This is a genomic window from Fischerella sp. PCC 9605 (assembly GCF_000517105.1).
GTDB lineage: Bacteria > Cyanobacteriota > Cyanobacteriia > Cyanobacteriales > Nostocaceae > PCC9605.
In genome coordinates this window covers 2,434,104-2,446,968 of sequence record NZ_KI912148.1, presented here as the reverse complement: position 1 = coordinate 2,446,968, position 12,865 = coordinate 2,434,104, and the positions used below count along the sequence as shown (strand labels likewise).

At 43.7% G+C, this 12,865-nt stretch carries 11 protein-coding genes; 7 read left to right on the top strand and 4 right to left on the bottom strand.

Going from position 1 to position 12,865, the window contains the following annotated elements:
* The first annotated feature begins 116 nt into the window (after positions 1–116).
* The 5 genes from FIS9605_RS0113085 to FIS9605_RS0113060 all read left to right on the top strand — a co-directional run bounded on the left by FIS9605_RS0113085 (position 117) and on the right by FIS9605_RS0113060 (position 7,847).
* A complete protein-coding gene (locus FIS9605_RS0113085) occupies positions 117–893 on the top strand; it encodes a TIGR01548 family HAD-type hydrolase (protein ID WP_197036051.1) in 777 nt (258 codons plus the stop codon).
* A 288-nt stretch (positions 894–1,181) separates the two neighbouring features.
* Positions 1,182–2,765, top strand: a complete 1,584-nt coding sequence (locus tag FIS9605_RS0113080) for a CPBP family intramembrane glutamic endopeptidase (protein WP_026732987.1) — start codon at positions 1,182–1,184, stop codon at positions 2,763–2,765.
* 853 nt (positions 2,766–3,618) lie between these two features.
* Positions 3,619–3,894 carry a TM2 domain-containing protein gene (locus FIS9605_RS0113075; protein WP_026732986.1) on the top strand — a complete coding sequence of 92 codons (276 nt, stop codon included), beginning with the start codon at positions 3,619–3,621 and terminating at the stop codon, positions 3,892–3,894.
* 672 nt (positions 3,895–4,566) lie between these two features.
* Positions 4,567–7,116 (top strand): heavy metal translocating P-type ATPase, encoded by a 2,550-nt coding sequence (locus FIS9605_RS0113065; RefSeq protein ID WP_026732984.1) that lies wholly within the window; start codon positions 4,567–4,569, stop codon positions 7,114–7,116.
* A 224-nt stretch (positions 7,117–7,340) separates the two neighbouring features.
* On the top strand, positions 7,341–7,847 hold the full coding sequence (locus FIS9605_RS0113060) for an FHA domain-containing protein (RefSeq protein WP_026732983.1): 507 nt from the start codon (positions 7,341–7,343) through the stop codon (positions 7,845–7,847).
* Between the two features lie 124 nt (positions 7,848–7,971).
* Here FIS9605_RS0113060 and FIS9605_RS0113055 read toward each other — a convergent pair whose 3' ends face one another.
* Positions 7,972–8,319 (bottom strand): hypothetical protein, encoded by a 348-nt coding sequence (locus FIS9605_RS0113055; RefSeq protein WP_026732982.1) that lies wholly within the window; start codon positions 8,317–8,319, stop codon positions 7,972–7,974.
* A gap of 229 nt (positions 8,320–8,548) precedes the next feature.
* Here FIS9605_RS0113055 and thyD point away from each other — a divergent pair, with 229 nt between their 5' ends.
* Positions 8,549–9,469 carry a thylakoid membrane protein ThyD gene (gene thyD / locus FIS9605_RS0113050; RefSeq protein ID WP_026732981.1) on the top strand — a complete coding sequence of 307 codons (921 nt, stop codon included), beginning with the start codon at positions 8,549–8,551 and terminating at the stop codon, positions 9,467–9,469.
* Between the two features lie 66 nt (positions 9,470–9,535).
* Here thyD and FIS9605_RS0113045 read toward each other — a convergent pair whose 3' ends face one another.
* The 3 genes from FIS9605_RS0113045 to FIS9605_RS0113035 all read right to left on the bottom strand — a co-directional run bounded on the left by FIS9605_RS0113045 (position 9,536) and on the right by FIS9605_RS0113035 (position 10,782).
* Positions 9,536–9,778 (bottom strand): hypothetical protein, encoded by a 243-nt coding sequence (locus tag FIS9605_RS0113045; protein WP_026732980.1) that lies wholly within the window; start codon positions 9,776–9,778, stop codon positions 9,536–9,538.
* A 149-nt stretch (positions 9,779–9,927) separates the two neighbouring features.
* The gene (locus FIS9605_RS0113040; protein WP_026732979.1) at positions 9,928–10,350 is read right to left on the bottom strand and encodes a tetratricopeptide repeat protein; all 423 of its coding nucleotides are present in this window, start codon (positions 10,348–10,350) and stop codon (positions 9,928–9,930) included.
* A 72-nt stretch (positions 10,351–10,422) separates the two neighbouring features.
* Complete coding sequence (locus FIS9605_RS0113035) at positions 10,423–10,782, bottom strand: iron-sulfur cluster assembly accessory protein (protein ID WP_026732978.1); 360 nt, start codon at positions 10,780–10,782, stop codon at positions 10,423–10,425.
* Between the two features lie 386 nt (positions 10,783–11,168).
* Here FIS9605_RS0113035 and FIS9605_RS0113030 point away from each other — a divergent pair, with 386 nt between their 5' ends.
* Positions 11,169–12,818 (top strand): DUF6930 domain-containing protein, encoded by a 1,650-nt coding sequence (locus FIS9605_RS0113030; protein WP_026732977.1) that lies wholly within the window; start codon positions 11,169–11,171, stop codon positions 12,816–12,818.
* Positions 12,819–12,865 lie beyond the last annotated feature (47 nt).

Sequence of the window (12,865 nt, the reverse complement as noted above, 5' to 3'; positions counted from 1 at the left end):
TGGGCATCGGGCATAGTTAACAACCACTAACTACTAACCACTAACCAATGTACAGACGTGCCATGGCACGTCTCTACAACCACTAACCACTAACTAATGACTAATGACTAATGACTATGAATGCAATTGTTGTTTTTGATATTGATGGTGTGGTGCGCGATGTTAGCGGTTCTTATCGGCGGGCGATCGCTGATACGGTCGAGTATTTTACAGTCAGGGCATATCGTCCGACATCAGTAGATATTGATCGATTAAAGTCTGAAGGCATTTGGAATAACGATTGGGAAGCATCACAAGAGTTAATCTATAGATACTTTGAAGCTCAAGGACAGCCTCGCGAGCAATTGCAGCTTGACTACAACGCGATTGTCACTTTTTTTCAATCCCGTTACCGAGGCAGCGATCCCCAAAATTTCACCGGCTATATTTGCGATGAACCCTTACTGTTACAACGTAGCTATCTCGAACAGTTGACTTTAGCTGGTATTCCTTGGGGGTTTTTTAGTGGTGCGACAAGCGCCTCTGCTAGCTATGTTTTAGAAGGTCGTCTTGGTTTACAATCTCCGGTTTTGATTGCAATGGAGGATGCTCCTAGTAAACCAGACCCCACTGGACTTTTTGCCACAGTTCATCTGCTGGAGGATGAGCTTGACAAATCCTTACCAGTAGTATATGTCGGAGATACGGTAGCTGATATGTATACAGTAGAGAAAGCGCGATCGCTCCAACCAGAACGGACTTGGATAGGTGTAGGCGTTTTACCGCCGCATGTACAAGAAACGAGTGCACGGCGTGATGCGTATGCAGATACACTGCGGCAAGCAGGAGCAGTATTAGTTTTGAATAATGTGCAAGAATTAACACCAGTACAAATCTTGGAATTGCTTTCTTAAGGTGGTTGGGAATTTGATTTCAAAGGCGATCGCAAGAGTTTAGCAAATTCTCCAGGTTACTCATGTACCACTACAAACTCAACCCCACATCAGAACAGGTTGTCACAAGCGCTCTCAACTCGTGATACAAAAAGATAGTATTTAGAAGTGATGGGGTGTAGACACCCTCCGGGCTTCTTCCCGTAGGGTTGAGGTGATGGGGGAAGTTCTTTAACATTCTCCTCATATTTTCGTCTGCCTTAGTTACCATCTTTAGAATTCAGCTGGGTATGAATAAAGGGGAGATAGATGACACTTAAGCGGTTGGGTTTATTTTTGCTGACACTGTTAGCTATCTTTTTTGCTGGTTCGTCTTTATTAAGTAGTTGGCAAGAACCACAATTTCAAAGTCGTTTGGAACTCTACCAGACAAATATTGTGCTACAAGCTTCCCAGTGGCAATCGCCAGATGGCCAAGACGAGAATTTTCAAGCACTGAAGGAAGCAATCGTAGGTGATAAACCCCTGGAAACCGCCACTAAGCAATATCAACAGGCACGGAAATCAGCTGAAATTAATTTGGAAAAAGCCAAAAACCAACTGGAAAAGCTGAATTCTAAACCTGTTACTGCTCCCATAACTCCTACTCCCCAGCCGGAAGTCCCTCCTGCTACTAACGCCTCTCGTTCGGTAGAACAAAAACAACTCCAACAGACTATCAACCAACTGCAAAAATCGATTGCTGAGATAGATTTGCATTTGGGAATTTTACAAGCACAGCAAGGAAAAACAGATACAGCGCTCAAAACTTGGAACCAGTTGCAGCAACGCTCCCAAATCAAACCTGAATTGCGTGAAACTGCTGCTGCGTTAAGTGGAATGTGGAGTAGTCCACCTCGTCTGCTTCCCAATGCCCAACAGTTAATTCAAGATAACTTAGAAGGATGGTTTCGCTCTACTGCTTTGGTTCAACTCTACAAACTCCAGCAACGTCAGGAAGCTATAGCGAACCTCAAAGCTACTGAACAACAGGCTGCTGAACAAGCTTTTGTGAAATTAGCGATAATTGGCACTATTCCAGCGCTGGGAGCTTTTGTTGGTGTAGGACTGCTAATTTTTTTGATAACTCAGCGTATTTTCAAGGGGAAGCAAGAAGCTTTATTAGCGCAAAATGCTAATGTCGGTTGGTCAGTACCTTGGGATGGTGAAACAGTTTTGCAAGTCTTTGTCTTGGGCTTTTTCTTTATGGGGCAAGTGCTGATCCCTGTGCTAGTGGCCTTACTTCCCATTCCTCGCCCCGTTTCGGATCTGCGAATTCAGGCATTCTACGTATTCTTCACTTACATTTTAGTGGCATTGGGTGCGCTGTTGGTGCTGTATTTCTCTATCAAACGCTTTTTCCCACTTTCACCCGATTGGTTTCGCTTCAAATTGCAAGGTAAATGGTTTTTGTGGGGATTTGGTGGCTATTGTGCGGCGTTACCCATCGTAGTTGTGGTGTCTTTGATTAATCAAGAACTGTGGCAGGGACAAGGTGGTAGTAATCCTTTATTGCAACTGGCTTTGGAAAGCCAAGATTCCATTGCACTGAGCATATTTTTCCTGACTGCCGCGATCGCCGCCCCGTTATTTGAAGAATTCCTATTTCGCGGTTTTCTGTTACCCTCCCTGACTCGTTATATGTCTGTGTGGTGGGCAATTATTGCCAGTAGCTTGCTGTTTGCGATCGCCCACCTCAGCTTGTCAGAAGTTCTGCCACTATTCGCCTTGGGTGTGGTACTGGGGGTTGTTTATACGCGATCGCGCAATCTTCTTGCTCCTATGCTTCTCCACAGCCTCTGGAACAGTGGTACCTTACTCAGCCTGTTTATCATCGGCAGTAGCACTCGGTGATTTGTAAGGGGCATAGGGCATAAAAATTATGAATTATGAATTATGAATTATGAAATTTTCAGCATTCATAATTTTCACCTATTCCCAATGCCCAATGCCCTATTCCCTATTGCCTATTGCCTATTTCGAGAATATGTCACAAAAATCCACTAATTATAGTTGGTATTGAGCCAAAAAAATGCTAGTTTGGAAGAAAATAAGTATTAAGCAGATAAAACTTAAGCAATTCGGTTAAATAGATAACAAATTAGCCTAAAAAGGCTAAGATTATCTATCTTCAGTCTCTAACTGGGATTAGTTGTCAGCAAATTCCGTTTCAAGCTTGTTGATCTCGGAATCACAACACAAAATTATTTATAGCGATTTGCTTAACTCTGCTGAAAAAACCATCGAAAAACCGCCCTAAATCTGGGGTCTGCTTTTATGCCATTCAGTGTAGTTATTATTGCCGTGAAGATGAAAATCCGGAAATGATACTGTTTGGTTTGTATAAAGTAGTATGGCGTAGCCGTTTTGCGATTGTAACTGTTAATTCTCTAACAAAGAATTTTCAAGTATAAAATGCAAAACTGCTGTGTTGCGGTTTTTGTCAAAGTCTAAGAATAGCTTTGTGAAGTTGGTTTCAGGCAACGCCTGAATACCTACTAGCTTCTATTTTGTTAGCGTTGCTTGGGAAATCAGGTTACGCTTATTTTGCATGTATTATTTTCAGCAGTAATTATACTGAATCAAACGTAAAAATTTGTTTACTTAGTCAATAAGATAGTGTAAACCAGATAGTCAGTAGAATTACTTTTTGCTAAAAATATATAACTTGAATTTTATACATCAAAATTAAAGGAGTAATACTTGTATGGCAAATCTCAACCCCAGCCATGCCACTAAACAATTACTAGCTGGGTATAGTGGCATTATTTTCGGAAGTCTTGGCATCCATAAGTTTATTCTTGGTTATACTACAGAAGGCTTCATCGTGTTGGTCATTTCTTTAATCGGTGGTTACTTTACCTACGGCTTTACCTTGTTGATTATGCAGCTTGTGGGTTTGATAGAAGGAATGATCTACTTAAACAAATCCCATGATGAATTCGTTGATACCTACTTTGTTAAAAAACAAGGCTGGTTTTAAAAGTTAATAATGCCGTTAATTGATATTTGATATTTGATAGTTATTAGTTATTTGAGACAGATGAATAGCAAGCACTAACTACTCAAACTAATAACCATTCAAACTGCGTTCCTGCACACATTTTTATAGTGCTCTTGATTGTACGACTTAAAGGCATATTAACCTAACTACTGTAAAGGCGGGTTTATAAATCCGCCCTGACAACCAACTATAAACAATTAGCTTAGACTTTTTCTTCTTAATTAATTAACTCAAATCGATTGTCCAGTAGTCGTTATGAACTGCAAGAACGCATGGATGTAAATGATTTATCTCTAATTTCTTGTACATTTTACTTTCTACTGATATGCTCACCATCAAACGTAAATACATATCCTTGTTAATACTTGCTCTATTAGCATTAGTATATTTCAGCACTATATCTAATTTAGATTTCAACCCTTTTTTGAGAGGAGAAATTGTCCTCATCCCAATACAATGTTTCGCTATCATCTACCTAACATATCTGCGCTGGAATCGGAGAGAATCGGCTGAATCCTGAAGCTTAACAAAAGTTTACATTTAAGACATTCTGTCGTTGTTGTGGATTTCGCCTACTCTCGAAGTAGAGGTATGGCATTGCCGTACCTCTACTGAGGCGTTGACATTTCGTAGCAAATTCAAATATTTTCCATGCAACTTGTCCCAAAAACTAACCTCGTTCCAGAATCAATCCCAACAACAGAGAAAATTATCCTGGATGTTGGAGGTATGAAATGTGCTGGCTGTGTTAAAGCTGTAGAGCGGCAGCTTGTTCAATATCCTGGAGTGAAGAGTGCTTGCGTCAATCTGGCAACAGAGGTAGCTGTGGTAGAGTCAGAAATCGGTGCGGTAGATGCAGATACGCTGGCAAAGCAACTCACGACAGTTGGGTTTCCGTCTCAACCTAGGCAACCGAATGGGAAAGTCGCAGGTGAGAAACAAGCCATACAAGATCCAGCAGAACGGCAGCGCCAAGAAATTCAGTCAGCACACAGGCAATTGATTGTTGCTGCGGGGCTGCTAGTGCTGTCGGGGATCGGACATTTTGGCAATGTTGGTGGCTTTATGCTGCCCGTTTTGCACAACATCTGGTTTCACTGTGCATTAGCAACGGTAGCGCTACTAATTCCCGGTCGCTCGATTTTGATTGATGGGTGGCTTGGTTTGCGGCGGAATGCACCCAATATGAATACTCTGGTGGGATTGGGAACGCTAACCGCCTATACTGCTAGTTTGGTTGCTCTGGTGTTTCCCCAACTCGGCTGGGAATGCTTTTTCGATGAGCCTGTGATGATGTTGGGCTTTATTCTGTTGGGACGGACACTAGAAAAACAAGCTAGGGGTCGTGCTGCTGCTGCATTTAAGCAATTGCTTGATCTCCAGCCACAGACAGCACGATTGCTCCCTAAACCGAAAAATGCTAATGCTACCGCCCCCTTAACAGCAGGGGGAACGCAAGGAGGAATAGTAGAAATCCCCGCTGAACAAGTGCGTGTGGGTGAGTGGTTGCAAGTTCTGCCCGGAGAAAAAATTCCGGTCGATGGCGCGATCGTAGATGGGCAAACAACCATTGATGAGTCAATGCTGACTGGGGAAGCTGTGCCAGTACTCAAGCAGCCAGGAGATACGGTAACAGCGGGAACACTCAACCAGTCGGGGGTGATCGCGATCCAAGCCACTCGTACCGGGAGTGATACTACTCTGGCGCAAATAGTCGCCTTAGTAGAAGCAGCACAAATCAGGAAAGCGCCTGTACAGAAATTAGCAGATACAGTCGCTGGCTACTTTACCTACGGTGTTCTGACAGCAGCTTTGTTGACATTTTTATTTTGGTACTTTGTTGGCACTCATGTTTGGCCGGACGTGACAATGTCGGCAAGCATGGATATGGCTCATCACTCCCCACTAGCTTTTCCTCACTCACCCTCTCTCACTCACTCTTCCCCACTTTTACTAAGTTTGAAACTAGCAATTGCCGTGATGGTAGTAGCTTGTCCCTGTGCTTTGGGACTAGCCACACCTACAGCTATTCTTGTGGGAACTGCGATCGCTGCTGAACGGGGTCTGTTAATCAAAGGCGGTGATGTTTTGGAAAAAGTACATAAGTTAGACACCATCGTTTTTGATAAAACTGGGACGCTGACGAGTGGTAATCCTACAGTCACGGATTGCCTCGTCATCAAAGCAGGGGGAGAGTGGGAGAGTGGGAGAGAGAGGGAATACTCAAATAGTTTTCTCTCATTCTCCCCATCCTCCACTCCTCCACTCTTTAGTTCTTACTCGCTCCTTCAACTCGCCGCCGCAGTCGAAAACGGCACTTGTCATCCTTTGGCGACAGCAATTCGGCAGGAGGCACAAAAGCAACAGTTATCTATTCCACCAGCTACCGACTTTCACACAGAACCGGGACTTGGTGTTTCTGCTGTCGTCGAAGGCAGTTTAGTACTGTTGGGAAATTGGGACTGGTTGCAGTGGCACGGAGTCCCTATTGATGAAAAGTTACAAAATATGGCTGAGGTGCTAGCAGCGGATGGCAAAACTGTTGTGGGAGTGGCAGTTGCAGGAACAATGACTGGACTCATTGCCATTCAAGATACTCTCAGACCAGATGCAAAAGCAGCAGTAGACAAATTGCGGCAGATGGGTTTGCGAGTCATGCTTCTCAGTGGCGATACACCCGCAGCAGCGATCGCTATTGCCAAGCAACTGGGACTAGATAACACTGATGTCATGGCAGGTGTTCCTCCAGCTAAAAAAGCAGTTGTAATCCAATCTCTCCAAGCTGGAGAGATGGGGAGAATTCCCAATCCAAAATCTCAAATCCAACACCCAAAATCGGTTGTCGCAATGGTCGGCGATGGCATAAATGATGCCCCAGCATTATCCCAAGCAGATATTGGTATTGCCTTACATGCTGGTACGGATGTAGCGATGGAAACTGCTGATATTGTTTTGATGCGGAATTGTCTAACTGATGTTGTAGAATCAATTGGGCTGAGCCGTGCCACCTTTGACAAAATTCGCCAGAATTTATTCTGGGCTTTTGCATACAATACGCTAGGAATTCCCCTGGCAGCTGGTGTCTTGTTACCCAGTTTAAATTTTGTTCTTAGCCCTGCTGGTGCTGCGGCGTTAATGGCTTTTAGCTCGGTTAGTGTAGTTACCAATTCCCTGCTATTACGGCGGTTTGCTCATCGCTAGTCAAATCTTTCCTCTTAATATTTCAACAGAGTCAACCTCAGTTTTGTCTATCTCAGGTTAAACTAGGCCGATAGCAACCTTTTACCAAATCTCACAAAAACGTTGAGACTGTTCCCACAGCACCAGTAAATGCCACTGTAGAAACTGTAGGAAGATATGAGAGTAGAACAGTATTGTTCTACTCTCGCTATCGCTATGCACTACTACAGACTCTGGTTGAAATAATGGCAGAAAACAGATCTAAACAAATCTTGATTAATAACAGTTCAAGCGATTGTAGCAGCGATTTGTCAATGGCAGTAGAAACCCATGAAAGCCATATACTGATCGTAGAAGACGATCAAGGACGTAAAGAATTTACTCTAGAACGTCCCCTCTATTCCATCGGTCGAGATCGGGAGTGTGATATCCGTTTGGTTTCGCAATTTGTCTCGCGCCGCCACGCTACGTTAGTTAGGTTGCCCCGAAACGATAATGGCAACGATCGCTATTATTATCGAATTGTCGATGGCGATGCCAAAGGAAAGCCTAGTTCCAATGGTTTAATGATTAACGGGCGCAAGATAGCAGCTCATGACCTGAAGAACGAAGACGAAATTGTTTTTGGTCCTCAAGTACGTGCTATTTATTACCTGTTAAAGCGTGAAACAATACCACCAGGTCAAACGGATGCTAGTGAGTATGATATTACACTCATTAACCCCGGCATGACCGAGGATATCGAAGACTGAATACTGTCGATGTAGGTATGTTTGATCGCCAACCTGCACATATTTTTTTCACAGGCGTTTTGCTCTAAGCTAGCTTAGTTTTAAGCTAGCTTAAGCAGAGGCCTTTGCCATAAGCATCTGTAAGCTATCCCGCAAAGCTTTCAATCAAATGCCAATTACGGCTTTCTTCGATCGCCTGCTTAATGTATTCAAACATCTGCCGACAGTAATTCTCTAGTTTTAGTGGCAGTTCCTCGTTTTTAACCACAATGGTCATTCGAGTCTCTGTTTCAGTAGCTGTACTTTTATCAATCAGTACTTCTGTCGTCACCATCTTTGATAAAGAAACAGTACCGGGGATTTCACGCGCCAAAATGTAATCCAATGTATAGTACTGCACAACCAAGTTACAGTCTTGCAGAAGTTCTATAAGTAATGGCTGGAGATGGTGAATAGGAATAGAAAGGATAAATGAACAGGTATAGCGAGCCATAATAGCCCCAAGCCTTGTAACACTCAGTCCATCCTATAATATCGAAGCATCTCAAACGCAAATCATTATAGATTCATTAAGGAAGAAGGCAGATAAATTTTCATGTGTTCTGGTGTACTTACAACACAAGCATGAAAATTGTTTAGGCTCAATACTTAACACTTTATACTTCTTCCTTCTTTTCAGTTGAGATAAAAACTTTAAAATCGGGTTTGGCGGAGGTTAAATCATGAAAATTGCAGTAAGTGGAGCCACAGGATTTGTCGGTAGTCGCTTGGTAGAACGACTCCACAAAGAAGGTCATAGAGTGCTAGTGTTAACTCGTAATACCGCCCATGCTCAAAAGGTTTTCCCAAAGCAAGCTTTCCCAAATGTAGAAATAGTTGCCTATACACCGACTGTGTCTGGTGCATGGCAAGAAGCGATCGCTACTTGTGATGGTGTAGTAAATCTCGCAGGCGAACCCATCGGCGAGGGACGCTGGACACCAGAACGCAAGCAGGAAATTCTCAACAGCCGCAAACTCAGTACTCAAAAAATCGTAGAAGCAATAGTCAACGCTAACCCCAAACCCAGTGTTTTAGTCAATGCTTCAGCGATTGGTTACTACGGCACTAGTGAAACTGCTGCTTTTGATGAAACTAGCTCAGCAGGTAACGATTTTCTCGCCCAAGTCTGCCAAGCTTGGGAAGCAGAAGCCCAAAAAGTCACGGATGCTGGTGTCAGGCTTGTGATTTTGCGATTTGGTATTGTTTTGGGCTTGGGTGGTGCTTTGGGTAAAATGATTACCCCCTTCAAACTCTTTGCTGGTGGCCCTATTGGTAGCGGTAGACAATGGTTCTCATGGATACATATAGATGATTTAGTTAACCTGATTCTACAAGCCTTAACTCAACCGCAAATGTCAGGTGTATATAACGCTACTACTCCTCAGCCTGTGCGTATGTCAGAATTATCCAACACAATGGGGAAAGTAATGCATCGTCCTTCTTGGTTGCCAGTTCCAGGTTTTGCGATTGAAGCGCTTTTGGGGGATGGGGCAGTAGTAGTTTTAGAAGGTCAACAGGTTCTCCCCAAGCGCACTATAGAAAGTGGCTTTGAATTTAAGTATCCTAATTTACAGCCTGCCTTAGAGCAAATTTTGAAGTGATGTTGGTTGTTGTTTGTTGTTTGTTGGTTGGAAAAACCCACCATCAACCAACAAACAACAACGCTATTAATTAGACTGAAATTTTCGTGAAATCCAATTGATGATACCGCTGAGAAGCGCACCAGCCATAAGGATACCAATAGCTGGGTTAAATACGGGTTGCCACAGTTTGTACCACAAATCCAAGCCTAACGGTACTCCTGATGCCTTACCAATAACTGCGATCGCCAACCAGCCAAAGCCAAGTAAAACCAGGAATACATCAACTACCAAAACTAGGTTTAGCCAATTCAAAAATTTTTCTTTCATAATTTCAATAGAAAATCAGGGTTGTTAGTTGTTAGTTGTTTGTTGTTTGTTGGTGGTGAGCCAGCGCGCAGAACAGGGGGTTCCCCCCATGAGCGACTGGCGAACCCGAAGGGTTGTTAGTTCCAAACAACAACCAACAATTTCCCTTGTTACTCTTCAAATAGCCAAGTTTGAACCTTCGCCAAACTCTGCCAATCTGGTTTTCTGCTAAAACCGTCTTCAATACTACTTCTGATTTCCTCTCGCAATTCTGGGCTGACTATCATTAATTGATTGGCTGCATCAACGTGTTGACGCAAACCTTTTTGGCCAGTCTCCAACATAGCAATGGCAAGATTGAGCCTTGCTTGTGGATCTTGCGGATTTAACTTTACTGCTTTTTGTGCAGCTTTGAAAGCGGGGTTGGGTTTGTCATCTAACAAATACAACCACGCTAAACAAGTCCAAGCAGCACTACTTTTAGGAGCGCGATCGCAAATTTCTTTAAACACGGGAATCAAAGCATCAGCTGATTCTCCCGCTTTATAGCGTTCTAAGCCTGTGTCAAACAGGGATTCAACTGTATTAGTCATTGGTCATTAGTCATTGGTCATTAGTCATTAGTCCTTCGTCAAATGACAAATGACAAAGGACAAATGATTATATTACACTCCAAATGACTTACCGCAACCACAAGTTTGGGCGGCGTTGGGGTTGGTGAATTGGAAGCCACCACCAATCATGGCATCGCTATAATCAAGCATTAAGCCATAGAGATATAATAAACTTTTGCGATCGCAAACAATTTTGAAGCCGTCATAATCAAAAACTTCGTCCCCGGAAGTAATCTTACTCGGGTCTTCAAAGTCCATCAGGTAAGACATTCCAGAACAACCACCTTGACGCACTCCCACCCGCAAGCATAAGTCTTTGCCGCCTTGCCTTGACTGCAAAAATTTCACTTGCCGCAATGCTGATTCACTCAACTGAATTCCTCGTTGTGAAGACTGAGTTGCTTGTGTCATGTGCTTTTTCAACTCCTTATATGGTTTTCGATTACCCTAATAAGAGGAAGCCAGGAACTTTTAACCTAAAGGCTTCGTCCGCAGGTTGCTCCGAAAATTGTGGAGACGCTTCTATTAAAGCGTCTGGACAAAGGTTTTTCTATTCATTTTAGCGAGATTGATGTCCGAAGTTGCCAATTGTAAATAGTCCGTCAAAAGCACGCAAAGATTTTTATTCTAGAATTGAGAGATTCAATGTGTTTAGAGATTCCGTATTTTTGGAATTTCAGCCTTTGGCAGCCCACAGCCACAACCACCCTTCAATGAATACTCAAGGGAGTTTTATCGGAGGCTAGCCCTGACCCAAAAGTGTACTTTCAAATCGCTTGTTTTGATTCACTTACTCTATGACAAGTTTTAATCGCTCTACCAGCCGTCGTTTGCGGAAATTAACTCAAATTCCTTCTGTATGGGAGGGCGATCGCCGTCCATTGTCATCATCACAAACCCAGCACCCAGACTCTGAGGCCAAGGGCGAATGTATTCTTTGGGTAGATGGTACACAAGGCATCGTCCGGGGAATGGATGTAGTACCCCCAGAAAGTGGCCCCGAGGCAATTGTTCGGACTTTGATGCGATCGATGGAGAATCCCCATAGTCCTGCCAAACCTGCCCGTCCTCAAAGAATTGTGGTGAGAGACCGCGAAATACAATTTTACTTGCGCGGCGTCCTTCAAGATTTGGATATTGCGATTGACTACTCGCCCGAATTGCCTTTAATTGATGAACTGTTTCGTGGGTTTGCCGAAATTCTCGACAGTCAGGTTCCCGAATTACCTCCACAGTATGCACATGCCCTGCGAGATAAGGCATTTGCAATTTGGCAGGCAGCACCTTGGGAATTGTTGGAAGAACAGCAAATCTTGTCAATAGAGATTAACAAGTGGGATGTAGGTACAGTCTATGCCTCGATGATGGGGATGCTGGGGATGGAGTATGGAGTCTTGTTGTATCGTTCCGAAGAATCCCTTAAGCAGTTTCGCGCCACAATTTTAAGAGAAGACGAATCACAAGGACATTTAGAAGAAGCTTTCCTGAAGCAAGATTGCCTGTTTTTAACTTTTGAACATGCCGACGAAACCGACGAAGATGAAAAAGAATTTGATGATTTGGCCGATTTGCCATTGTCAGAAATTCAACCCACCTTCGGCAACATTCATCCTCTAGAGGGACTGCGATCGGTTTTGTATGATGAAGAGGCACTGATAGTATATGTTGCTCTCGAAAGCCTTTGCCGTTTTATCCGAGATCACCGTCGTCAGTTAGGTAGCGGCAATTTTCCTGCCCTCAGCCGTCGCTACCGTATTTCACTACCTGAGTCTCGCGACGAACAAGTCAAATCGGTGTCTGTGACTGTCTCTAGTACACCGCAGTTGACAGCAGAATTAGAGGAAATGGCGGGCTATGATGTCGATGAGGAAGACGAAACTGGCTCGGTCACAATGCCAACTTTCCGATCGTTGCGAGATGACTTGATACCAGAAGACTCTTTCCTCAGCTTGGGTGTAGTGTCTTGGGAGATGCTAGAGTACCTACACCAAGGAGTCAATTACCATAAAGCTGGGGAAATTCAACCAGTAGGTGACGGTTTGCCCGTGATCTTAATTCAAACATCCCGTCCCAAAGCTAAGACTGTGATTGAAAATATTGAACAAGCAGGAGGACTCAAAGCCATTTGCTTTAACCCTGGTTCCGATCCTTTTGGTGGCGATCGCTACGACCTCGGTTTACTGCAAACTCAAAATGGTGAGTTGTTCCTCTTCGGTGAGTTCTTAGATGATGACCCCATTCACGTCGAAGCGCGGAAAAAATGGAACCAGCGCTGTAAAAATACCAAAGGCTACTGCGGTTTAATCATCGCCAAAGGACTCACCGGTGCTGCCCGTGGCAACCCTCAGTTACGAGATATGATGGCTTTATTTGAAGCGCGATCGCTTTCGCCCAAAGATTTAGGCATCGGTACTCTCCAACTGATGCCCCAACTGCAATTTGAATAATATTTTGTGCGATCGCTTAGCATACACCCTCTGTGGGCATCCTCCTA

Excerpts from the sequence above, each read along its gene's own strand:
- FIS9605_RS0113085 (WP_197036051.1), top strand. The coding sequence starts at position 117 with ATGAATGCAATTGTTGTTTTTGATATTGATGGTGTGGTGCGCGATGTT.
- FIS9605_RS0113080 (WP_026732987.1), top strand. The coding sequence starts at position 1,182 with ATGACACTTAAGCGGTTGGGTTTATTTTTGCTGACACTGTTAGCTATC.
- FIS9605_RS0113075 (WP_026732986.1), top strand. The coding sequence starts at position 3,619 with ATGGCAAATCTCAACCCCAGCCATGCCACTAAACAATTACTAGCTGGG.
- FIS9605_RS0113065 (WP_026732984.1), top strand. The coding sequence starts at position 4,567 with ATGCAACTTGTCCCAAAAACTAACCTCGTTCCAGAATCAATCCCAACA.
- FIS9605_RS0113060 (WP_026732983.1), top strand. The coding sequence starts at position 7,341 with ATGGCAGAAAACAGATCTAAACAAATCTTGATTAATAACAGTTCAAGC.
- FIS9605_RS0113055 (WP_026732982.1), bottom strand. The coding sequence starts at position 8,319 with ATGGCTCGCTATACCTGTTCATTTATCCTTTCTATTCCTATTCACCAT.
- thyD (WP_026732981.1), top strand. The coding sequence starts at position 8,549 with ATGAAAATTGCAGTAAGTGGAGCCACAGGATTTGTCGGTAGTCGCTTG.
- FIS9605_RS0113045 (WP_026732980.1), bottom strand. The coding sequence starts at position 9,778 with ATGAAAGAAAAATTTTTGAATTGGCTAAACCTAGTTTTGGTAGTTGAT.
- FIS9605_RS0113040 (WP_026732979.1), bottom strand. The coding sequence starts at position 10,350 with ATGACTAATACAGTTGAATCCCTGTTTGACACAGGCTTAGAACGCTAT.
- FIS9605_RS0113035 (WP_026732978.1), bottom strand. The coding sequence starts at position 10,782 with ATGACACAAGCAACTCAGTCTTCACAACGAGGAATTCAGTTGAGTGAA.
- FIS9605_RS0113030 (WP_026732977.1), top strand. The coding sequence starts at position 11,169 with ATGACAAGTTTTAATCGCTCTACCAGCCGTCGTTTGCGGAAATTAACT.